Below are 21,215 nucleotides of genomic sequence, written 5' to 3'. Positions count from 1 at the left end.
GGTTGACAACTACATATGAGAATGGTTATCATTTTAATGATAATAATTATCAGTGAATAGGCGGATAAAGGGTGAGCTTTACCGATTGAGACGGCCCTTGTTCTGTACGCGGAAAGGGGTTTGAAATCATGCAGACGGGAACCAAACAACCATGGAACTGGCTTCTATTCCCATTCTCCGCTGTGACGGCGGGTCCTTACGGCGTGTTCGCCGCTACGATCTGGCATGGCGTATATTCGATCGAAGATGAGTCTGAGTGGGATAAGCTTGGCACAGGCTTGCCGGATACGGCCGGCATCCACCGTCTTCAGCTGCATCATGAGCTGCTTCATGCTTGCACGAATAACGGTTTGTACGAGTGGAACGGCGAGACGTGGGTGCAGGATGGATTGACGCTGCCTTGCTATCAATATCGCAGGCTTGGAGGGGCATGCTATGCCTCGACCTCGGACGGATTATGGATTCGGACAGGGTCGAAGTGGGGGCAGCTCTCTTGCGAGGGGAAGCATGTCTTTGATTTTCTAAGTCTCCCGCAATATGTCGTCGTCGGCCATGATACCGGAATATCATTATATGACCGCTTCATGGATGATTGGGCACATTTTGAATTGCAGCGAGCGATCACCAGTCTTGCTGTATACCGGGGCCATCTAATCGGCGCGACGGATCAGGGCGAATTGATGATAGGCGACAAGAAAGGGCGATTCGAGCGAGTTCAATTCGGGAAGAAGATCATCTATTCCATCGTTCCCAAGAGAGGCGTGCTGTACGTGTGCACCGACCAAGGGCTGTTCAAGCTTGTCTACATAGCGGACCGTCTGGTTATGCTTTCTGTCCAGCTTGGATTCCCCGTAACCGATGTCGACATCCTGGGCGATCAGATTTATATGGCGACGATGTTCCATGGCATTCAGACGATATCGCTGTAGTCTAAGCGGTTCATATATGCAGAGAGTGAATCTTTGCATACCAGAAGGAAGAGTCTTGATTCTGCGATTAGTCATCGACAGAACGAGGCTCTTTTTTGGGGAAGGAATGGCTTTGGCATCTTGGAGAAATAGAGTATGGACAAACGATCAGCACTTCAAGTAACATGGCAGTATTCATGGGAATTCATGCAGCTATGCAACGGGGAGAGAGATCAGCGTGTCAGAAGACTTATTGCTCACATTTCGTTCGCCGCCTCTGCCTTTTTTCGTAGAGTCGAACCGAATTACATATAAACCCGGCGAAGAGCATCCCAACCGGACGAATCTTGGCGTATTCGATCTGCTATTTGTGAACGAGGGAACGCTATATGTAGCCGAAGAGAATCATAAATGGACCTTGAAGCCTGGAGATGTGCTTATCCTGCGGCCGGACCGCTGGCATTATTCCTTCCGGCCTTGCGACGAGGAGACGGTATTCGACTGGGTCCACTTCCAGACCGTTGGCGCATGGGAGGAGACCGAGGACAATCAGCCGGGCAGCATTCGAGGGGATTATTATACGTATGCGATCCGCCTGCCCAAAAAAATGAAGCTTAATTATCCGGATGAGGCGAAGCTTATCTTCTCTCAGCTTCACGAGGCTGCCAAGAGCTCCTCTCATGGAGCGTTCTGGGACAGGCAGCAGCGATTCCTGCATCTGCTTCAAATGCTGGACGAAGGCTGGCGTTCGGATGCGGCGAGGGCGGCTGTATCCGTTGCGGAGCGGGCAGCGGCTTATTTAAAGCTAAATTATAGAAATTCCATCAGCAATACGATGCTGAGCGAGGTGCTTGATCTTCATACGAATTACATCACGCGCTGCATGACGGAAGTGTTCGGATGTACGCCGCAGCAGTATTTGCTGTACTACCGCCTGGACCAAGCGAAGCTGCTGCTGATCAAGACAGACTGGACGATTGCGAGAGTGGCGGAGGAGACCGGTTTTCGGCAAACTCCGCATTTCTCCCGTCTTTTCGCTTCGCACACCGGCATGCCGCCGCTCAAGTTCCGGAAACGGTTCACGACCTAAATCATTTAGAGCGTCAACGAAATCGAACTGCCCAAAACGCGTTAAAAAAATGCCATGCATAATTTTCCTCCATTCTACAGAAACTGGATTCAACTACTCGGCCTCGAGGCCAAAGGAGTGATCCAGCGATGATAGAACGGTTTTCGTTGACGGCGGACATGAGTGAGATCGAAGAGCGGTTTGGGATTCAAAAAGTGGTGGTCGGGCATACGAATCGGTTCAACATAGCTCCGACTCAGACGGTGTCTATCATTATGAATGACCGGCACGACACGCGCGTGCTGCAGGAAGCAAGATGGGGGCTGTTTCCGTTCTGGGCCAAAGATTCGGTGAATGCCGATTCGGCGGCGTTGCCGGAGAAGCCGTTCCTGCACCAGATGATGAAGCGCCAGCGCTGCGTCATTCCTTGCAGCGGATTTTACGGTCAGAAGCTCTTCGGCAAGGAGCGGGAGCCGAGAGCCATGCATACCGTTCTGCCGGGCCATGATGTGCTTGGCATAGCCGGAATGTATGATTGCTGGCGCCATTCAAGCGGCAAGGAAGTGCGTGCTTTCACGATGCTGACAGCGGCAACTAGCGGCTCGATGTCCGTCTGGCAGCCTACATTGCCGGTCGTGCTGGATGAGGAAGGCATCGAGGATTGGTTGAATCCGAAGCTGAAGGAGTTCAGTATGCTGCGCAAGCATATGGAGGCGCCGGAGAGCTACTTGCTCCGGTCCTATCCCGTTACGAATGCCGTTCATGACGAATGGTACGAAGCGCCTGACTGCATCAGGGAGATTGCGATTCCCGATTTTGCATAACGATGAAAGAAGAGAAGCCGGTCTTGTGCAAATTTAATTTTGCCGAGACTGGCTTTTTTGCGTACGTTTTTTACGGGTGCTGTGCATCAGTTTTTTCCTATTCAATCATAATATCCCTTATAATAGAAGGAACTCGAACTTTTTGCCGCAGATTCAATGAGAATAGAAGCAGAGAGGGTGAAGCCGTTGGACATGATTTTTACGGTAGATCTGGAAGACTGGTTTTGCAGCCCGGAGTTGTCACTTGCCGATTGGAAGCGCTATCCGTTCAGATTGGAGAAGCCAACGCATCTGCTGCTTGATATGCTGGACGAAAAGAATGCAAAGGGGACGTTTTTTGTATTGGGCTGGATTGCGGAGCATAAGCCCGGCCTGGTGAAGGAGATTCATCGGCGGGGGCATGAGATTGCCTCCCATGGCTATGCTCACCGGCTGGTCTACAAGCAGTCGCGCCTGGAGTTCAAGGAGGATATCCGCCATTCCAAAACGCTGCTGGAACAGCTGACCGGCTCCGAGGTGCGGGGCTACCGGGCGCCCTGCTTCTCCATGACGGAGTGGGGACTGGAGCTGCTGGAGGAAGAGGGCTTCAATTATGATTCCAGCTTGATGCCCCATTCGTTCGCAGGCGATTCAGGGGGGCTTGGCGAGTATCCGAATGCCGGCATGTCTTTTCCTATTAAAGGAAAGCTGATCGAATATCCGCTGCCTGTGCAGAGGATCGGGAACCTGCATATTCCGTGGGGAGGCGGAGGGTACTACCGGCTGTATCCTTATGAATTGTTCCGCTACGGAGTGAAATCTTGGCTGAAGCGGCATGATTATTTTTTGTTCTATATTCATCCCTATGATTTGGACAAGGAGCAGCCGCGCATCTTCCGGTCTACGTGGTCGAGCAGCTTCAGAAGATACTACGGACTAGGCGGGACTCGCCGAAAAATAGAGCGGATGCTAACCGAATATGAGTGTACGTCGATTGAGCATTATGAGCATCAAGCGGAAGGCATGGTCAGTCATGGCTGACCGTATAGATCGGATGGGGGACAAATTTGCTTATAAAAGCGCATCTGAATTATTTCGGGATGAGGAGCTTTTGGCTTGCATGGCGAATCTGTTCGCCCGGGAATCAGGCATACGGCTGCCTGAGAAGAGCATGATTAGCCGTTCAGCGATTGACAGGCTGAAGGAGCGGGGCTGGATAACCGCAAAAGGAAGATTAGCCGACAAGACAGCGGCCTATAGCTGTTATGAGTATGTGCGGCAATTGTACCGCACGGAGCCGCTGGACCAGTTGTTGATAGAGGAGGCTGACGGCAGGCGCAGAATTGCGGATATATGCTGCGGCGGCGGCGCTACGATATTGGCCCTGCTTAAGGCGGAACGCCGGGAGCGAGTATGCGGAATTGATGCGGCAAGCGGGCAGATTGAGCTATTGCGGGAGCTGCTGGAGATAGAGGCGTATGGGGAGCGAGTGTATACGAGCATCGCAGGGACTACGGCATATGCTGTAGACAGCGCGGCCGACGGACAGCGAATTGAGACGCATATTGGTGATGTCCACAGGCTGCCATGGCCGGAAGAGAGCTTTGATCTGGTCATATGCCGGGCGTCGCTGCACTATCTGGATATTAAGAGATCTATCGCGGAAATGTACCGTGTGCTTGAGCCGGGAGGCAAGCTGTATTTGCTTGTGCACGGTCCTGGCTATCCGTTCGATTATCTGGTTCGCAGGCGGGGGATATGGAGCAGGGATATGGCGGCTTATGCGCTGCGGAAGCTGCGTGCGGGATGGGGAACTAAGCCTGATCCCGGTCTTTCGCAGGGACGCTATTTAAGAAGGCGGCAGGTAGAGAGCCTCTTACTAGAGTCTGGATTCGAAAGTATGCGCTATTATATGGACGAGGATCGGATGATAGCGGGACGATGGCCGGTATATTTTGCGATAGTGGCTGAGAAGCGGGGTTAAGAGGGGGGCTCATTGTAGAGTAACTAGTAATCAAAGAAGGGGCGGTTCCAAGTGTCGAAATAGTAGTGTCACACACCGCTAAATGCGCCAGAAGCGCTGAAATTGGGAAATAGCGCCGTGTGGCACCGTTAGAAGCACAAAATTGCGATTTGAGATGATGTAACGACGCTACACACCGCTAAATGCGCCAGAAGCGCTGAAATTCGGAAATAGCGCCGTGTGACACCGTTAGAAGCACAAAATTGCGATTTGAGATGATATAACGCCGCTACACACCGCTAAATGCGCCAGAAGCGCTGAAATTGGGAAATAGCGCCGTGTGGCACCGTTAGAAGCACGAAATTGCGATTTGAGATGATGTAACGCCGCTACACACCGCTAAATGCGCCAGAAGCGTTGAAATTCGGAAATAGCGCCGTGCGGAATCGTTAGAAGCACGAAATTGCGATTTGAGATGATGTAACGACGCTACACACCGCTAAATGTTCGGAAATAGTGACTGACCAGAAGGAAGGGTTAGATAACTAGGCATGCCCCTTTGTAAATTGTAAACAAACGAAAAGCCAAAGATGGCGGTGCAGGGATAAGATCCTGGCACCGCCATCTTTTCATTTCGCTGGTTCATTCATCAATTGAGGAGTCTCTTTCGGTTAACCTGTGTACCAGACAGAAAAAGCTCCTTCTTAAAGTTGCTTAGGGTATGCTATGCAAGCAAGGAAATCTTTTAGTTACTCAGCATGCTGGTTGGTGCGAAGCACCTCGGAGGTGAGCAGCGGCACAATCTCGAACAGGTCGCCTACGATGCCGTAATCCGCGATGCTGAAGATCGGCGCATCGGGGTCTTTGTTGATGGCGACGATGGTGCGGGACTGGCTCATGCCCGCCAGATGCTGAATCGCTCCGCTGATGCCGCAGGCGATATAAAGCTGCGGCGTCACAACTTTGCCGGTCTGCCCAATCTGCAGGGCATAGTCGCAATAGCCCGCATCGCAAGCGGCGCGGGACGCGCCTACCGCGCCGCCGAATGCGGCGGCTAGCGCATGCAGCGGCTCGAAGCCCGCCGCGCTGCGCACGCCCCGGCCTCCCGATACGACGACGTCGGCTTCGGCGAGGTCAAGCTGTCCGCTGGCGCGGCGCAGCACTCCGCGCACGGCGGTCCATAGCGGAGGCGGCGCGTACGGGAGCGCCTGTACGCTGCCGCCGCTTCCGCCGGCGTCCAAAGGCTCCGCCGGCGGGAGATTGTTCGGGCGCACCGTGACGACCCACGGGTGCCCCGGCAGGAAGCTGCGCCGCTCGAACGCCTTGCCGGCGTAGAGCGGGCGAATGAAGCCGACGTCTGCGCCATCCGGCGATGGCTCGATGGCGGTGACGTCGGCGATGTGGCCGGCGCCATAAGCAGCGGCCACACGGGGCGCGAGCTCGCGCCCCGCGGCGGTATGGCCGAGCAGCAGCGCGTCCGGCCCCACCGCATCCATGGCTGCGCGCAGCACGGCGAGATACGCCTCGGGCGCGTAATCCTTGAGGGACGGATCGTCGGCGATATGCACGACATCCGCCCCTCTGGCCTGGAGCGCGGCGGCGTCCTCCGCCGCGCTGCCATCTCCGGCGAGGACGGCGTGCACCGAGCCGCCGTCGCCCGCGAGGCGCCTGGCTGCGCCGAGCGCCTCGAATGCGACGCGGCGCAGCGAACCGTCGCGCCGCTCGGCATAGACTAGTATCGTTCTGGACATGCGATACAGCTCCTTTCCAATCTGGGATAGGCATCAGACCATCCCTTCACAGCATTCTCAGTACCCACAGCCCTCACGGCCTTTACAGTCCCCACAGCCCTCACGGCCTTTACAGCCCTCACAGTCCTTACAGCCCTCACGGCCTTTACAGCCCTCACAGTCCCCACAGCCCTCACGGCCTTTACAGCCCTCACAGCCCTCGCAGCCCTCACAGAACCTTTGCTTCCGTACGGAGCAGCTCAGCCAATCCCGCCGCCTGCTCCTCGGGAGTACCGGCAATCCGCTTGCCGAGGGCTCGCGGCGGTGGAGGAGAGAGCGACGTTCGCTGCGTACGGGCGGCGCCATTGCCGATCCCAAGCTCCGATAGCGTGACGGTGCGCAGCGGCTTGCGCTTGGCCTTCATAATGCCGGGCAGCGACGGATATCGAGGCTCGTTCAAGCCTTGCTGGGCTGTAATGAGCGCTGGAAGCGGGATGGCGACCGTCTCGGTGTCGCCTTCCGCATCGCGCTCGATCAGTGCATATTGCGCAGCTTGCACGGGATGAGCGAGACCAAGCTCTGAGGCCGTGCCCAGCGTCAGCTTTACCGCTGCGGAGGCATGGGGCAGCTCCAGACGCTCGGCCACCTGCAGCGCGACGCTGCCTGAGCCGCTGTCCACGGCGAATAAACCCGCGAGCAGCAGATCGGCAGAGAGGGGGGCGATGACTGCGGCAAGCGCCTCGGCGATCTCATAGCTGTCATCGGACAGCCCCTCGTTGTCCAGCCGAATCGCTTCATCCGCGCCGACGGCAAGCGCAGTCCGCAGCGCCTCCTGCGACCGCTCGCTTCCGCATGTAACAGCGATAACCTCGCAGCCCAGCTTCTCTTTCAACTGAATAGCTTCCTCCAGCGCATATTCGTCATAGGGGTTGATGACGAACTTGGCCTCACGTTCGTCTACGCCTAGGGGCGTGACGATTATTTTCTCCTCGGTGTCGAAGGTTTGCTTAAGCAAGACGACAACTTTAGGCATGAAGCTTCCCTCCCTGTCGTTCAAAAGTATTGCCCTGCAGTATTCCAATACGTATTGTCCATCAGTGCTACCTTATGACGGGAAAGGGGGGAATAGACCGCCGTTCAATCACTGCTCCCGAAGCATGTTCATCGGTTGGCGTTCATATACTTGGAGCACCGCGGCCATTTTTGAAAGCGCTTTATATGCTTGTCCGACCAATCCGGAGGATGGCCGCAGCCAGCGAGGCTGGGGCAATACGGGAGACGGGGAGGGCTGTGCGAATGACAGGGATTTGGCAGACGCCGGTTGCTGGCGCAGGCGGGACGCACAAGCTGGCTGCGCAGCTTACGGCCGATCATGCTGCGCTTCTACTGGCAGGCTATCCAGACGTCATTATGTGGGGGAGGTGGATATTGTTCGCGGCGCTGACAGGGAGCGCATTATGGATGTTCGCCGCTGTTGTGCTCAGACGCATCGGGTATATGCGGCTTGGAGCGCCGGCAGCGTTCGAACGGCATAAGCCCGTCAGACGGAAAGGCATTGCGGGCGAGGTGCTCGGCCATCGCAGACTGCTGAACGATGTTCGCAGCGGCGTCATGCATCTCGTCTATTTCTACGGCTTCATCATGCTTCAATTCGGAGCGATTGATTTGATCTGGAAAGGACTGAATGGCGGCAAGCCGCTGCCGCTGCCGTATTACGGCGCTTTCTCCCTGGTGCAGGAGATCACGGTTGCGATGGTGTTCCTCGCTGTGCTATACGGCGCGTACCGCCGCTACGGCGAGAAGCTGCCTCGGCTGAAGCGAGGCTGGAAGCCGTCGCTTGTCATGTGGTTCATAGGGTCGCTTATGCTCACCGTATTGCTGTCGCTTTCCTTCGAGCGGCTGGCTGCAGGATCAGGGGAAGCGGTTGCGGCTTCCTTTGCGCCGATCAGCGAGCCGGTGTCGCAGCTCCTTATGCTGCTGGGCGTCCAAAAGCAAAGCCCGCTGGCTATAGCCGGGTTCGAGCTATTCTGGTGGCTTCACTTGTTGGTGCTGCTTGCTTTTCTGGTCTATGTGCCGCAATCGAAGCACTTTCATTTGCTTACCGCTCCGGTCAATCTGTGGTTCAGAAGGAACGAGCCGCCGGGCCGGCTAACGCCGCTTGATCTGGAGAATGAGGAAGCAGAGTCGTTCGGTGCCGGAAAGATCGAGGATTTCAACCGCAAGCAGCTGCTGGACCTGTATGCCTGCGTCGAATGCGGACGATGCACGAATGTGTGTCCAGCAGCCAGTACGGGGAAGCTTCTTTCGCCTATGCATCTTATCGTGAAGCTGAGAGACCATTTGACGGAGAAAGGGGCTGCTCTTACCTCCAAGTCGCCATGGCTTCCTGCCGGATTATGGTCAGGCAAAGGAGAGAGCGGCGGAGCTTATGTGATGGGCGCGGTCATACCGGCCTGGGAGGCGGCTGCAGGAGAAGGCGAGGAATCGCAGTACCGCACCGATATCGGTCCTGCGATGGCGGTGCAAGGCGCAGCATGGGCCAAGCGGGAAGGGGCTGATCCGGCCGGGCTTGAGCTGATCGGGGATGTCATCACCGCGGATGAGCTATGGTCCTGCACGACATGCCGCAACTGCGAGGACCAGTGTCCAGTGGGCAACGAGCATGTGGACAAAATTATCGACATGCGAAGATATCTGGTGCTAATGGAGGGAAGCATGCCGTCCGATGGGCAGCGCGCCCTGCAGAACATTGAGCGCCAGAGCAATCCATGGGGGCTGCCGCGTGCGGAGCGGGCGGCCTGGATCGAGGAATGCGAGCGGAAGACGGGTATCCGCGTCGATACAATGAGCGAGCGCAAGTCGCAGGGCCGGCTGCCGGAGGTTCTGCTGTGGGCGGGCTCCATGGGCTCATATGATACGCGCAGCAGGCGCGTGTTGTTCGACTTGGTCCGCCTGATGGCATCAGCCGGCGTGGACTTCGCGACGCTGGGGCAGGAGGAGCGCAGCTCGGGCGACACGGCTCGCCGCATCGGCAACGAGCTTCTGTTCCAGGAGCTGTGCCGGGACAATATCGCGGCGCTTGCGAAGTACGGCGTCAAGCATATTGTCACCGCCTGCCCGCATACTTACAACACGTTCAAAAATGAGTACCCGGACTTCGGGCTGACGATGGATGTGAAAGTGACGCACCATACCCAATTGCTGGCGGAGCTTCTGTCGAAGGGCAGGCTAACGCCAAAGTTCGATGTGGAGGAACGTGTGACGGTGCATGATTCTTGCTATCTGGGCAGATACAACGATACGTATGAAGCGCCCAGAGCTATATTAAAAGCTATTCCCGGCCTGTTCATCGAAGAGATGGAGCGGTCGGGCAAAAACGGCATGTGCTGCGGTGCGGGCGGCGGCTTGATGTGGATGGAGGAGCATGCGGGCACGCGGGTCAACTACGCGCGAACCGCGCAAGCGCTCGCTGTGAAGCCTTCTGTAATCAGCTCGGCTTGTCCGTACTGTCTGACGATGATGGAGGATGGGCTGAAGTCGCTGCAAGAAGGTGAGAGCGTCATCGCGCGCGATGTGGCGGAGCTTCTTGCCGACAGCGTATTCGGGGAATGACAGGAGCAGATCCGATGGCTTGATTCTAAAATTCTGTTAACAAGCGAGGTGAGGCGATACGATGACGAACCAACAGACCCGTACGAAAAATTCGGGTTCCATTCGCAATGCGGCTGTCATCGGCTCTGGCGTGATGGGAGCGGGAATTGCCGCGCACTTGGCGAACGCGGGCATGAACGTCTTGTTGCTTGACGTTGTGCCGAGGAAGCTGACCGAAGACGAGGAGAAGAAGGGGCTGTCGCTATCTGACGCTTCTGTGCGCAATCGGTTGTCTGCCGCCGCGGCAGCCAGAATGGCGAAGGCGCAGCCAGCCCAGCTGTATGACAGCTCATGGGTGAAGAGGGTAACGCCGGGCAATCTCACTGACCATCTGATGAGTCTGGGTGATGTCGACTGGATTGTAGAAGCGGTCGTGGAGCGGCTGGACATTAAGCAGGAGGTGCTTGCCTCCATTGAATCGGCGAGACGGCCGGGAACGCTGGTCAGCACGAATACGTCAGGCTTGTCGGTTGCGGCGATGGCGGAGGGCCGGAGTCTGGAATTCCGGAGGCACTTTGCCGCAACCCATTTCTTCAACCCGCCGCGGTATATGAAGCTGGTCGAGGTGGTGCCGACGGACGACACCGACCCGGAGACGGTCGCACTGCTGACGGAGCTGTGCGAGAAACGGCTGGGCAAAGGCGTCGTGCTGGCGAAGGACACGCCGAACTTCATCGCCAATCGAATCGGCTCCTACGGCATGATGATAACGCTGGCCGATACGGAAGCGTTCGGACTGACGGTGGAGGAAGCCGATGCGCTAACGGGACCTGCGATCGGCAGACCGAAGACAGCGACCTTCCGCATGCTGGATCTGGTCGGGCTTGATACGCTCTTGCATGTGGTGGACAACGTGCGGGAGCGGAGCGCCGATGAAGGGGAGCGGGCGACCTTCGAGAGACCGGAGCTGCTGGCGAGACTCGTATCGCTCGGCAGGCTTGGCGAGAAGTCCGGTGAGGGCTTCTATCGCAAGCTGAAGGGTGAGGACGGCCGCAGCCGGATTGAATCGCTGCGACTGGATACCCTGGAGTACGGCGAGCAGCGGAGGGTGTCCTCGCCAGTCATCGATGCGGCTAAGGCGGCGAAGGGGGCGGCTGCCAAGGCTCGGGCTCTGCTGGCCTCCGATCCCAATCACAAGCATGCCCGGTTCGCATGGTCGACGCTGAAGAAGACGCTGCTGTATACGGCTGCTCAAGTAGGCATTATTGCGGATTCCATCACAGAGATAGACCGGGCTATGCGCTGGGGCTTTAATTGGGAGCTTGGCCCCTTCGAGCTATGGGATGCCATTGGCCTGGAAGAGTCGGTCGCGCGGATGAAGCAAGAAGGCGAGTCAATTCCGGCCTGGGTCGAGGAATGGCTGGCCGAAGGGCATTCCAGCTTCTATCGCGTATCCGGCCAGAAACGGTTCCATGCGGCGCCGGGCGGCTTCACAGCGGAGAAGGAAGAGGCCGATGTGATCTCCTTGGCAGCACTGAAGTCTGCGGGCCGTACCGTATTCTCCACGCAGGGAGCCAGCTTGATCGATCTTGGCGACGAGGTGGCCTGTCTGGAATTTCATTCGCAGAACAATGCGATTGGAGGCGAGGTGCTGACGGCGATCCGGCAGTCGGTGCAGGAAGTGTCCCGCAACTGGAGAGGGCTTGTGCTGGCCAATGAAGGCCGGAATTTCTGCGTCGGAGCCAATCTCGTCCTGCTGCTGATGGAAGCGCAGAACGGCGAGTGGGATGAGGTGGAGGAGATCATTCGCTTCTTCCAGGACAGCATGCTGCGGCTGAAGAGGCTGGATCGGCCAGTCGTAGCCGCGCCGCACCGGATGACGCTGGGCGGCGGTGTCGAGGCTTGCTTACCGGCGGATCAGATCATTCTCTCGCCGGAGACATATTTCGGGCTGGTCGAGACGGGCGTTGGCCTTATTCCTGCAGGCGGGGGCTGCAAGGAAGCGGCGGCGCTGGCCGCCCAGAGAGCGGCAGCCGCATCGGGAGGCGGCAGGGGAAGCGCGGATATTCAACAGCCGCTGAATGCGTTGTTTGAGACGATTGCCATGGCGAAGGCGTCGGCAAGCGGCCACGAAGCGAAGAAGCTCGGCTTGCTGCGCTCTCAGGATCGCGTCATTGCAAGGCAAGACGCGCGGATATCGGAGGCGAAGCGGGCAGTGCTGGAGCTTGACCGGGCTGGCTATGCGCCGCCGCTGGAGGAGCGGATCGCCGTTGCGGGCAAGGAGGGCAAGGCGGTTCTGAAGCTTGCGGTCCAATCGATGCGTTTGTCCGGCATGATCAGCGAGCATGACGCTTGGATTGGAGGCAAGCTGGCCCATGTGCTTGCCGGCGGAGATGTGAAGCCTGGATCAGAAGTGAGCGAGCAATACTTGCTGGATTTGGAATGTGAGGCGTTCCTTAGCTTGTGCGGCGAGCGCAAGACGCAGGAACGCATGAGCCATATGCTTGCCACGGGCAAGCCGCTTCGCAATTGAGAGGGGGAGTGCGATGAGCAGGCAGGAGAGATTTGTGCCGCATGAGCGGGATGCCGTAATCGTGTCGGCGGTCCGGACGGCAGTAGGCAAAGCGGCAAAGGGGAGTCTTGCGGAGACTAGAGCGGAAGATCTGGGCAGAGCCGTCATTCAGGGCGCGCTGGAGCGGGTGCCGGAGCTTCCGAAGGAAGAGGTCGAGGATGTTATCATGGGCTGCGCCATGCCGGAAGGCGAGCAAGGGCTTAATGTGGCTCGGGTTATCTCGCTGTACGCTGGCTTGCCGGTGACGACGCCGGCTGTCACGGTGAACCGGTTCTGCGCATCGGGTCTGCAATCGATTGCTTATGCGGCAGAGAGGATCAGGCTGGGCGAAGCCGATGCAATCATTGCCGGAGGAGTCGAGAGCATGAGCCATGTGCCGATGACCGGCTTCCGGCTGTCGCCGCATCCCGGCATTGTAGACACGATGCCGGAAGCGTACATGGGCATGGGGCATACAGCGGAGGAGGTAGCCCGCCGATATGGCGTATCTAGGGAGCTGCAGGACGCCTTCGCCGCTTCCAGCCATCAGAAGGCGGCTACGGCGATCGCCGCAGGACTGTTCCAGGCGGAGATTGTGCCGATTACAGCCAGCCGCTCCGGCACGGATGATAACGGCCGTCCTTGGCAAAGGACGTTCACCTTCGCGATCGACGAAGGGGTGAGGCCGGAGACGACCGTACAGACGCTGTCTGGGCTTAAGCCTTCTTTTGCAAGAGAAGGGACGGTGACGGCAGGCAATGCCTCGCAGATGAGCGACGGGGCGGCTGCTGTCATTGTCATGAGCCGCAGCCGCGCAGAGGAGCTCGGTCTGAAGCCGCTCGCCGTATTCCGCAGCTTCAGTGTGGCGGGAGTAGCGCCGGAGATTATGGGCATCGGTCCAATAGAGGCTGTTCCGAAGGCACTCCGGAAAGCGGGTATATCGAAGGAAGACGTCGACCTGTTCGAGCTGAATGAGGCGTTCGCTGCCCAGTGCGTGCCCATTATTCGCGAGCTGGAGCTTGATCCGGAGCGCGTCAATGTGAACGGCGGCGCTATTGCGCTGGGTCATCCGCTTGGCTGTACGGGAACAAAGCTGTCGGTATCGCTCATTCATGAGCTGGGGAGACGCGGCGGAGGCATCGGTGTCGTGACGATGTGCATCGGCGGCGGCATGGGAGCGGCCGGAGTGCTGGAAGTGTACGCAGGACAGTAGAGACTTCGGGTTGGACCAAGAGCGTAATTTACATTGCAAGCTATAGGGAGGGCATTGGCATGACGGATACGAGACGATTCGGCGGACGGTTCATTATTGAGGACAGCAAGCCGGAAGCGGTCGTGACGCCCGAGGATTTCACGGAAGAACAGCGGTTGATGCAAGACGCCGCCTTGCAATTCCTGGAGACGGAGCTTGTTCCGAAGGACGCGGAGATTGAGGCTCTGAATTATGAATTGACGGTAGAGCTAATGCGAAAGGCGGGAGAGCTTGGACTGCTTGGCGCGGACATTCCAGAGGCTTACGGTGGTATCGGGCTTGATAAGGTCAGCACGACCTTGCTGGCGGAGACGCTGGCGCGTTCTTCCTCCTTTGCTCTGTCGGTTGGCGCCCATACGGGCATCGGGACGCTGCCGATTGTATTCTTCGGCACGCCTGAGCAGAAAAGCAAGTACTTGCCGGATCTTGCTACGGGAGCAAAGATTGCAGCTTATTGCCTCACCGAGCCGGCGTCCGGGTCTGATGCGCTTGGCGCACGGACGACGGCGAAGCTGTCGGATGACGGGAAGCATTATATTCTGAACGGCTCCAAGCTGTATATTACAAATGCCGGATTTGCAGATATTTTTATCGTCTACGCGAAGGTTGATGGAGATAAGTTCACCGCTTTTATTGTCGAACGGGAAACGCCGGGGTTCAGTGTCGGTCCTGAGGAGCATAAGATGGGCATTAAGGGATCATCAACCTGCCCGCTCTTCTTTGAGGATGTCGCCGTTCCAAGCTCTCAGGTGCTGGGGGAGGTTGGAAAGGGACATCATATTGCTTTCAATATTTTGAATATCGGACGCTTCAAGCTGGGAGCTGCATGCCTCGGCTCGTCCAAGGAGACGATCGAGCTTGCTTCCAGCTATGCCAACATGCGCAAGCAATTCGGGCAGGCCATATCGAGCTTCCCCCTGATTGCCGCGAAGCTCGCGGATATGAATATTCGCACGTTCGCTCTGGAGAGCCTGCTCTACCGTACGGCCGGATTTATAGACGATACGCTTAGGCTCTCCGAAGAGGAGGCCGTGGAAGAGGGCGAGTCGTCAGCAGCCGATGCTGGCAGAAGGGCGGCCAAAGCGATAAGCGAATATGCGATTGAATGCTCAATGGTGAAGGTATTTGCTTCGGAGGCTCTGGATGCCGTCGTTGACGAGGGGGTGCAAATTCACGGAGGGTACGGATATATTCGGGAATACAAGGTAGAGCGGATCTATCGCGATTCAAGGATTAACCGGATATTCGAGGGAACGAATGAAATCAATCGGATGCTCATACCAGGCACGCTGCTTAAGAAGGCGATGAAGGGCGAGCTGCCTCTGCTGCAGAGGGCACAGGCGCTGCAGAGCGAGCTGCTGCAGCCGATGCCGCTGCCGGCATTCGATGGGCCGCTGGAGAAGGAAGCCTACCGGGTAGGCCAAGCAAAGAAAACGTTCCTCGCCATCGGCGGGCTGGCCGTCCAGAAGCTTGGGCTTCAGCTTGAACAAGAGCAGGAGGTGCTATGCGTATTAGCCGACCTGATGATACAGACATTCGCGATGGAGAGCGTCTTGCTGCGGGCGCAGAAGATGCTGGGCAGGAACGGAAGCAAGGACGCGGCGCATTCAAGGCTTGCGGTGGCAATGGCCGAGGTATTCATTCAGGATGCTATGGAGAAGGTGGAAACCCATGCCAAAGCTGCGTTAGCTGCGCTAGAGAGCGGAGATGGCTTGCAGATGCAGCTGTCCGTCTTGAAGAAGCTGATGCGGGCGCCGCTCGCCAATACGATCGCGCTCAAGAGGGAGATCGCGGCCAGAGTGATTCGAAGTGAGCAATATGTCGTGTAGAGGGGGAGAGCCAGCATGGAATCGCATCGACCTGAAGATCCGCTTGTACCCGCACAATCGCCAGCTGAGGAGGAGGTGGCCGGAGCCGAGGAGGATGCGCGCTCCGAGGAGATTCCGCAGGCCGCCTCCGCCGCCGAATCAGAATCTGTACGGCCAGCGGAGGATCATGTAACAGACTTGGAGGAACCGGAGCAGAACGCAGCGCCGATTGAAGAAGATGAGGGGGAGTCCGAGACCATTCAGAGTGAATCCCTCCATGTGGAACAACCTGATGAAGAGGCACAGACGGAGGAGGCTGATCGCTCCGAGGGAGCGGCGGACCTTGAATTGCCGGATTCTGATTCGGACAATGACGAGCAAGAGGAGGATGCGGAACAGCCTCTCGTTCGCCCGTGGCTGAATCATTATCCCAAGGAGGTTCCTGCGTCGCTCACGTATCCGGAGTGCAGCATTGCGCAGTTTCTGACGGATGCGGCGAGGCGGTTTCCTGCTCATGAAGCGGTCTATTTTATGGGCAAGTCAGTATCGTACCGCGAGCTTCAAGCATCCGCAACCCGATTGGCCAAGGAACTGGCGGTCCGCGGAATCGCAAAGGGAGACCGCATTGCGATCATGCTGCCCAATTGCCCTCAGGCTGTCATCGCATATTATGCGGTTTTATTCGCCGGGGCAGTAGTTGTGCAGACGAATCCGTTATATGTGGAGCGGGAATTGGAGCATCAGCTGAAGGATAGCGGAGCTTCTGCAATCATTACGCTGGACCTCTTCTACGACCGTGTGGCACGCGTGCGCGGAGAGATAACGGAGGAAGGACCTGTGCCGAAGCTCCAGCATATTATTGTCACTTCCCTAAAGGACGGGTTGCCCTTCCCCAAAAACCTGCTGTATCCCATCAAGCAGCGGAAGGAAGGCTTCCGCTCTATTATTCCATACGGGAAGAGGGGCGTAATCGCGTATCGCAGCTTGCTGAAGGGAACGGCGCCTAACGTGAGTTTGCCGGAGCCCGGCAAAGGCGACGAGCTGGCGGCCCTGCAATATACGGGAGGCACGACCGGGACGCCCAAAGGCGTCATGCTGACGCATGCGAACTTCGTGGCGAATACGCTGCAGACTTCAGCGTGGTGCTATAAGGCTGAGGACGGCAAGGAGAAATTTCTTGCCGCGCTGCCGCTGTTTCATGTATTTGGCCTGACCGTTGTGATGAATATGGCAGTGCTAAAGGCAGGGACGCTGATTCTGCTGCCGAGATTCGAGACGGAGACGGTATTGAAGACGATCTCCGATCGGGAGCCGACCATATTTCCCGGGGCGCCTACCATGTATGTTGCCCTTATTAATCATCCCCATGCTTCGAAATTCGATTTGTCATCGGTCAACGTCTGCATAAGCGGCTCTGCCGCGCTGCCGCTGGAAGTGCAGGAGCAATTCGAAGCGCTTAGCGGCGGACGGTTGATCGAAGGCTACGGTCTGACGGAAGCCACGCCGGTAACACACGCCAATCCAATATGGGGCAACCGGAAGATCGGAACGATCGGCATACCGTTCCCCGATACGGACGCCGCTGTTATGGATCCTGTCTCCGGCAAGCTGCTTCCGCCGGGGCAGCTTGGCGAATTGATTATCCGAGGGCCGCAAGTGATGAAGGGCTACTGGAATCGGCCTAAGGAGACAGAAGACGCGCTCCACAATGGCTGGCTGCGAACAGGCGATCTCGCCACTATGGATGAAGATGGATATTTTACAATCATGGATCGGATCAAAGACGTGATTATCGCGAGCGGATTCAATATCTACCCGAGAGAAGTGGAGGAAGTGCTGTTCGAGCATCCGGCCGTGAGGGAAGCTGCGGTAATTGGCGTCAAGGATGGTTATAGAGGGGAGACGGTGAAGGCTTATATTGTGCTCAAGGAGGGCTGGCAAGTATCTCGCGGACAGCTCGACCGCTGGTGCCGCGAGCGGCTGGCGGCCTTTAAGGTGCCACAGTATTATGCATTTAGGGAAACGCTTCCAAAAACAATGGTCGGCAAGGTGCTCAGACGCAAGCTCGCAGAGGAAGATGTGGAATCGGCAGACGCTTTGGGGGACGATAAGGAATGAAGGAAAAGGAAGAGAATTGGTTCCGCCAGCAAGCAGATGATGCGGGACAGCTGACCCGGCTCGCCGAACGTGCCCAGGAGACGTTCTGGGGGCTGCTTGGCTGCGAGGTCGTGAAGGCGGACGGCAAAAAAGCGGCGATCTGTCTGGATCTCGTCCCCTCCCACTTGAATCTGCTTGGCATCGTTCACGGCGGAGTCTTGATGTCGCTGATGGATAATGCGATGGGACTGGTGGTCATGCTGGCGGAGACTACGGGACGGACCGTTACGGCGAATATGAACACGCATTTCCTCGCCAGTACCTCCAGCGGTTTGCTGCTGTGTGAAGCGGAATTATTGCATCGGACCGGAAGGACACTGACGCTGCAGGCGGAAGTAAAAGATGAGGAAGGGAAGCTGCTTGCCTGGGGAAGCGGATCGTACCGGCTCATTTAAAGGGTGTTACGATGGAAATGGAAGTAACCAAAGGAAAGTGCCATTGGTTGCCAGTTATTTTTGAATTCGCTATAATTGTAGCAAATAAATGGAAACGATCTTGTGCAGTTTGTATATCAAGTGATCCTAATATTTGACCGATAATAAGGATATGGGAAAGGAGGGCGGGGAATGGAGCCGAGTTGGATTACAACGTTGTTATTAGTGTTCGGCATCGCGGTGGGCGTTGTTGGCGTTATAGCTTATTTGCGAATGCTGCGCAAGGAAAAATTGGCAGCGAATGTCCAATCAAGCGGAGATTCCCCGCCTTCTGACGGACTTTCCGGCGATCAACAATCCAAATCCGAAGGAGAATCAACAAAGGGAACATAATTGTTCACTTTCCTATTCGGAGCCAAAATGATATAATAGTAAGAAAAATGAAAACATTGTGACTCATTGGCCATGGAGATGCCTGCACCGAAGGGGGTTCTTGCGGTGTAAGAGCCGCATACGTTCTCGGATATTGCTGTTTAGGACGACCATCCATCGTATAAGGGAGGAGATTTCATGGCGAAACATAGCCAGAATGAAGTCAAGGAAAGCCTGAAAGAACTAACGAGAATTTTCCAGCCTAAGGACCCGCGGAAGTTTGTGAAGGATTATATTCGCAAATACCGCATCACAGGCGGGTATGAGGATGAGCTAACATCTTTGGTGGAGGACGAACTTGGCAGAATGAACTCTTCGGTCGGATGAGTTTAACTTTTAGAGGCTTTGCTTCCCGTATTGGGGAGCAAGGCCTTTTTGTTTGCCGAAAAAAATTTCTGGTTTAATTGAGAATTGATTTCAATTGAGGTATAGTATAGATAATGATTATCATTACCGCACAGAGATGCGCAGGTGGATAGGCGCGACGGGGAGGAAGACATGAGCAATCAGCTGGAGTTATACGATATCACGATTATCGGCGGAGGCCCCGCCGGATTATATACGGCTTTTTACAGCGGCATGAGAGAGCTGAAGACCAAAATTATCGAGGCTCAGGATCAACTGGGCGGCCGGATGCTGCTGTATCCGGAGAAGATTGTATGGGATGTAGGCGGCGTGCCGCCGATTCGCGCTGAGAAGCTGCTGAAGCAGATAATCGAGCAGGGCATGACCTTCGAGCCAACGCTGGTAATGGGTGAGCAGATTGTTGGTCTGGATCGGCAGGAAGACGGAACGTTCATCCTGACAGCAGCCAGCGGTCAGCTTCATCATACGCGCGCTGTGATCATGGCTTGCGGCTATGGCATCCGCAAGCTGGCGAAGCTTGAGATTGAAGGAGCCGATCGTTACGAGGTGACGAACCTTTACTACACGGTTCAGAATTTGGAGACCTTCCGCGGCAAGCGCGTCCTGATCTCAGGCGGCGGGGATTCGGCAGTGGATTGGGCTAATGAGCTGGAGAAGGTGGCAGCCAGTGTCACGGTTGTTCATCGCCGGGACAGCTTCGGAGGACTGGAGCGCAATGTCACAATGATGAAGGAATCCTCGGTCGATGTCCGTACGCCGTATGCACTCCATGCCTTGCACAGTCTAGACGGCAAGATGATTGGCCAGGTGTCCATAAAGCATATCGAGACGGAAGAAGAAATACGGCTTGATGTCGACGCTGTCATTGTCAATCATGGGATGAGATCGGACTTTGGGCCGATCCGCGAGTGGGGCTTCGATATGGGCGAATGGAAGGCGAATGTCAGTCCCAAGATGGAGACCAATATAGCCGGGGTATTCGGCGCTGGAGACTTTGTCGGCCATGACAGCAAGGTCGGGTTGATCGCGGGGACGTTTACTGATGCCATTGTTGCTTTGAATAGCGCCAAGGTCTATCTGGATCCGGAAGCGAATCCTTACGCTTATGTATCCTCCCACAATGACAGGTTCAAGGAGAAAAACAAGCTTCTTGAGGTGAATGGATAGGCTGCTTCCTTCAAGCTCAGAAAACTTTCGCGTAATTCGCCATTATTGCCTTGCATGAGTTCTTGGTTCGTGGAATAGGGTATAGCATATACTCCCAATTTCTGTTATCCACGAGACTAAGAAGGAGGTACGCACATGGCGGTGGAATTGAAGACCCGCGAACATATCAGGGGGATTCGCAGGGCGGGGCGCATCGTTGCGGCATGCCATAAGGCATTGTCCCAGCGGCTTGCTCCAGGGGTGACAACAAGGGAGATTGACCGGTTTGTTGAACGGTTCATGCTGGACCGCGGCGCCACGCCTGCGCAGAAGGGGTATAAAGGCTATCCTTATGCCACTTGCGCTTCTGTCAACGATGTGGTCTGCCATGGTTTCCCTGATACGGAGCCGCTGGAATCCGGCGATATTGTGACGATTGATATGGTGGCGGACGTGAACGGATGGAAGGCGGACTCCGCCTGGACGTATATTATCGGAAAGTCGACCGCCGCGACTGAGAAGCTGCTGCGCGTGGCGAAGCAATCGATGCAAGAGGGTATCAGGCTGGCGCAGCCCGGCAATTATATCGGGGATATCGGCCATGCCGTACAGATGCGGGCGGAGCGGGAAGGCTACAATGTGGTGCGGATGTTCGTCGGCCACGGAATCGGACGCCAGATGCATGAGTATCCCAATGTGGAGCATTACGGACCTCCCGGCCAAGGCGTCAGGCTGGAGGAAGGCATGGTGCTTACGGTGGAGCCGATCATCACTTCCGGCAGGGCCGATGTCTATATTGCCCGCGACGGATGGACGGCCCGCACAATGGATGGCTCATGGTCGGCGCAGTTCGAGCATACCATCGCCATCACGAAGGATGGCCCGATTATACTTACTCGCTGGGACTAATTGTTTTTGGGATCGAAGATATGAGGGAAATAAGTAACCAGTCATCGGGGCGATGGCTGGTTATTTCTATTTTAAGGAGTTGTAGGGCAATCGAGCTGTTCATATTCTCTTGCAGCCAACTTTAGCATGTCTATATAACATCTTCTGGGTTGTCCT

General features: G+C 56.4%; 17 protein-coding genes. 15 read left to right on the top strand and 2 right to left on the bottom strand.

Going from position 1 to position 21,215, the window contains the following annotated elements:
- The first annotated feature begins 128 nt into the window (after positions 1 to 128).
- From D3P09_RS11575 to D3P09_RS11555, 5 genes are all read left to right on the top strand, one after another.
- The gene (locus D3P09_RS11575; protein ID WP_120109920.1) at positions 129 to 929 is read left to right on the top strand and encodes a hypothetical protein; all 801 of its coding nucleotides are present in this window, start codon (positions 129 to 131) and stop codon (positions 927 to 929) included.
- A 217-nt stretch (positions 930 to 1,146) separates the two neighbouring features.
- Positions 1,147 to 1,998 carry an AraC family transcriptional regulator gene (locus tag D3P09_RS11570; RefSeq protein WP_120109918.1) on the top strand — a complete coding sequence of 284 codons (852 nt, stop codon included), beginning with the start codon at positions 1,147 to 1,149 and terminating at the stop codon, positions 1,996 to 1,998.
- Between the two features lie 128 nt (positions 1,999 to 2,126).
- Complete coding sequence (locus D3P09_RS11565) at positions 2,127 to 2,801, top strand: SOS response-associated peptidase (protein WP_120109916.1); 675 nt, start codon at positions 2,127 to 2,129, stop codon at positions 2,799 to 2,801.
- A gap of 192 nt (positions 2,802 to 2,993) precedes the next feature.
- The gene (locus tag D3P09_RS11560) at positions 2,994 to 3,821 is read left to right on the top strand and encodes a polysaccharide deacetylase family protein (RefSeq protein WP_243644137.1); all 828 of its coding nucleotides are present in this window, start codon (positions 2,994 to 2,996) and stop codon (positions 3,819 to 3,821) included.
- The gene (locus tag D3P09_RS11555) at positions 3,760 to 4,764 is read left to right on the top strand and encodes a class I SAM-dependent methyltransferase (RefSeq protein ID WP_120109912.1); all 1,005 of its coding nucleotides are present in this window, start codon (positions 3,760 to 3,762) and stop codon (positions 4,762 to 4,764) included. Before D3P09_RS11560 ends, D3P09_RS11555 begins: the two co-directional genes overlap by 62 nt.
- 728 nt (positions 4,765 to 5,492) lie before the next feature.
- Here D3P09_RS11555 and D3P09_RS11550 read toward each other — a convergent pair.
- On the bottom strand, positions 5,493 to 6,494 hold the full coding sequence (locus tag D3P09_RS11550) for an electron transfer flavoprotein subunit alpha/FixB family protein (protein ID WP_120109910.1): 1,002 nt from the start codon (positions 6,492 to 6,494) through the stop codon (positions 5,493 to 5,495).
- Between the two features lie 208 nt (positions 6,495 to 6,702).
- The gene (locus tag D3P09_RS11545; protein ID WP_120109908.1) at positions 6,703 to 7,506 is read right to left on the bottom strand and encodes an electron transfer flavoprotein subunit beta/FixA family protein; all 804 of its coding nucleotides are present in this window, start codon (positions 7,504 to 7,506) and stop codon (positions 6,703 to 6,705) included.
- Positions 7,507 to 7,883: 377 nt separating this feature from the next.
- Between D3P09_RS11545 and D3P09_RS11540 the strand changes: the two genes are divergently transcribed.
- The 10 genes from D3P09_RS11540 to map all read left to right on the top strand — a co-directional run bounded on the left by D3P09_RS11540 (position 7,884) and on the right by map (position 21,059).
- A complete protein-coding gene (locus D3P09_RS11540) occupies positions 7,884 to 10,085 on the top strand; it encodes a (Fe-S)-binding protein (RefSeq protein ID WP_120110781.1) in 2,202 nt (733 codons plus the stop codon).
- Between the two features lie 61 nt (positions 10,086 to 10,146).
- On the top strand, positions 10,147 to 12,597 hold the full coding sequence (locus D3P09_RS11535; protein WP_120109906.1) for a 3-hydroxyacyl-CoA dehydrogenase/enoyl-CoA hydratase family protein: 2,451 nt from the start codon (positions 10,147 to 10,149) through the stop codon (positions 12,595 to 12,597).
- A gap of 13 nt (positions 12,598 to 12,610) precedes the next feature.
- The gene (locus D3P09_RS11530) at positions 12,611 to 13,828 is read left to right on the top strand and encodes an acetyl-CoA C-acyltransferase (protein ID WP_120109904.1); all 1,218 of its coding nucleotides are present in this window, start codon (positions 12,611 to 12,613) and stop codon (positions 13,826 to 13,828) included.
- Between the two features lie 59 nt (positions 13,829 to 13,887).
- Positions 13,888 to 15,696 (top strand): acyl-CoA dehydrogenase family protein, encoded by a 1,809-nt coding sequence (locus tag D3P09_RS11525; protein WP_120109902.1) that lies wholly within the window; start codon positions 13,888 to 13,890, stop codon positions 15,694 to 15,696.
- A 15-nt stretch (positions 15,697 to 15,711) separates the two neighbouring features.
- Complete coding sequence (locus D3P09_RS11520; protein ID WP_120109900.1) at positions 15,712 to 17,793, top strand: long-chain-fatty-acid--CoA ligase; 2,082 nt, start codon at positions 15,712 to 15,714, stop codon at positions 17,791 to 17,793.
- Positions 17,790 to 18,227, top strand: coding sequence for a PaaI family thioesterase (locus D3P09_RS11515; protein ID WP_120109898.1), 438 nt, complete (start codon positions 17,790 to 17,792; stop codon positions 18,225 to 18,227). Before D3P09_RS11520 ends, D3P09_RS11515 begins: the two co-directional genes overlap by 4 nt.
- 171 nt (positions 18,228 to 18,398) lie before the next feature.
- Positions 18,399 to 18,599 (top strand): hypothetical protein, encoded by a 201-nt coding sequence (locus D3P09_RS11510; protein WP_120109896.1) that lies wholly within the window; start codon positions 18,399 to 18,401, stop codon positions 18,597 to 18,599.
- A gap of 177 nt (positions 18,600 to 18,776) precedes the next feature.
- Entirely contained in the window at positions 18,777 to 18,965 is a 189-nt protein-coding gene (locus D3P09_RS11505; protein WP_119597648.1) for a hypothetical protein, read from the top strand.
- 171 nt (positions 18,966 to 19,136) lie between these two features.
- On the top strand, positions 19,137 to 20,171 hold the full coding sequence (locus D3P09_RS11500; RefSeq protein WP_120109894.1) for an NAD(P)/FAD-dependent oxidoreductase: 1,035 nt from the start codon (positions 19,137 to 19,139) through the stop codon (positions 20,169 to 20,171).
- Between the two features lie 135 nt (positions 20,172 to 20,306).
- The gene (map, locus tag D3P09_RS11495; protein WP_120109893.1) at positions 20,307 to 21,059 is read left to right on the top strand and encodes a type I methionyl aminopeptidase; all 753 of its coding nucleotides are present in this window, start codon (positions 20,307 to 20,309) and stop codon (positions 21,057 to 21,059) included.
- The last annotated feature ends 156 nt before the right edge of the window (positions 21,060 to 21,215 follow it).

Source organism: Paenibacillus pinisoli (assembly GCF_003605435.1).
Taxonomy (GTDB): Bacteria; Bacillota; Bacilli; order Paenibacillales; family Paenibacillaceae; genus Pristimantibacillus; species Pristimantibacillus pinisoli.
The sequence above is the reverse complement of the archived record's forward strand: the minus strand, read 5'-3'. Positions and strand labels throughout refer to the sequence as shown.

What these genes read in the sequence shown, in the direction of transcription:
- D3P09_RS11540 (WP_120110781.1), top strand. Translation starts at nt 7,884, where the DNA reads ATGTGGGGGAGGTGGATATTGTTCGCGGCGCTGACAGGGAGCGCATTA.
- D3P09_RS11555 (WP_120109912.1), top strand. Translation starts at nt 3,760, where the DNA reads ATGAGTGTACGTCGATTGAGCATTATGAGCATCAAGCGGAAGGCATGG.
- D3P09_RS11520 (WP_120109900.1), top strand. Translation starts at nt 15,712, where the DNA reads ATGGAATCGCATCGACCTGAAGATCCGCTTGTACCCGCACAATCGCCA.
- map (WP_120109893.1), top strand. Translation starts at nt 20,307, where the DNA reads ATGGCGGTGGAATTGAAGACCCGCGAACATATCAGGGGGATTCGCAGG.
- D3P09_RS11505 (WP_119597648.1), top strand. Translation starts at nt 18,777, where the DNA reads ATGGCGAAACATAGCCAGAATGAAGTCAAGGAAAGCCTGAAAGAACTA.
- D3P09_RS11510 (WP_120109896.1), top strand. Translation starts at nt 18,399, where the DNA reads ATGGAGCCGAGTTGGATTACAACGTTGTTATTAGTGTTCGGCATCGCG.
- D3P09_RS11525 (WP_120109902.1), top strand. Translation starts at nt 13,888, where the DNA reads ATGACGGATACGAGACGATTCGGCGGACGGTTCATTATTGAGGACAGC.
- D3P09_RS11535 (WP_120109906.1), top strand. Translation starts at nt 10,147, where the DNA reads ATGACGAACCAACAGACCCGTACGAAAAATTCGGGTTCCATTCGCAAT.
- D3P09_RS11515 (WP_120109898.1), top strand. Translation starts at nt 17,790, where the DNA reads ATGAAGGAAAAGGAAGAGAATTGGTTCCGCCAGCAAGCAGATGATGCG.
- D3P09_RS11530 (WP_120109904.1), top strand. Translation starts at nt 12,611, where the DNA reads ATGAGCAGGCAGGAGAGATTTGTGCCGCATGAGCGGGATGCCGTAATC.
- D3P09_RS11500 (WP_120109894.1), top strand. Translation starts at nt 19,137, where the DNA reads ATGAGCAATCAGCTGGAGTTATACGATATCACGATTATCGGCGGAGGC.
- D3P09_RS11565 (WP_120109916.1), top strand. Translation starts at nt 2,127, where the DNA reads ATGATAGAACGGTTTTCGTTGACGGCGGACATGAGTGAGATCGAAGAG.
- D3P09_RS11560 (WP_243644137.1), top strand. Translation starts at nt 2,994, where the DNA reads ATGATTTTTACGGTAGATCTGGAAGACTGGTTTTGCAGCCCGGAGTTG.
- D3P09_RS11545 (WP_120109908.1), bottom strand. Translation starts at nt 7,506, where the DNA reads ATGCCTAAAGTTGTCGTCTTGCTTAAGCAAACCTTCGACACCGAGGAG.
- D3P09_RS11575 (WP_120109920.1), top strand. Translation starts at nt 129, where the DNA reads ATGCAGACGGGAACCAAACAACCATGGAACTGGCTTCTATTCCCATTC.
- D3P09_RS11550 (WP_120109910.1), bottom strand. Translation starts at nt 6,494, where the DNA reads ATGTCCAGAACGATACTAGTCTATGCCGAGCGGCGCGACGGTTCGCTG.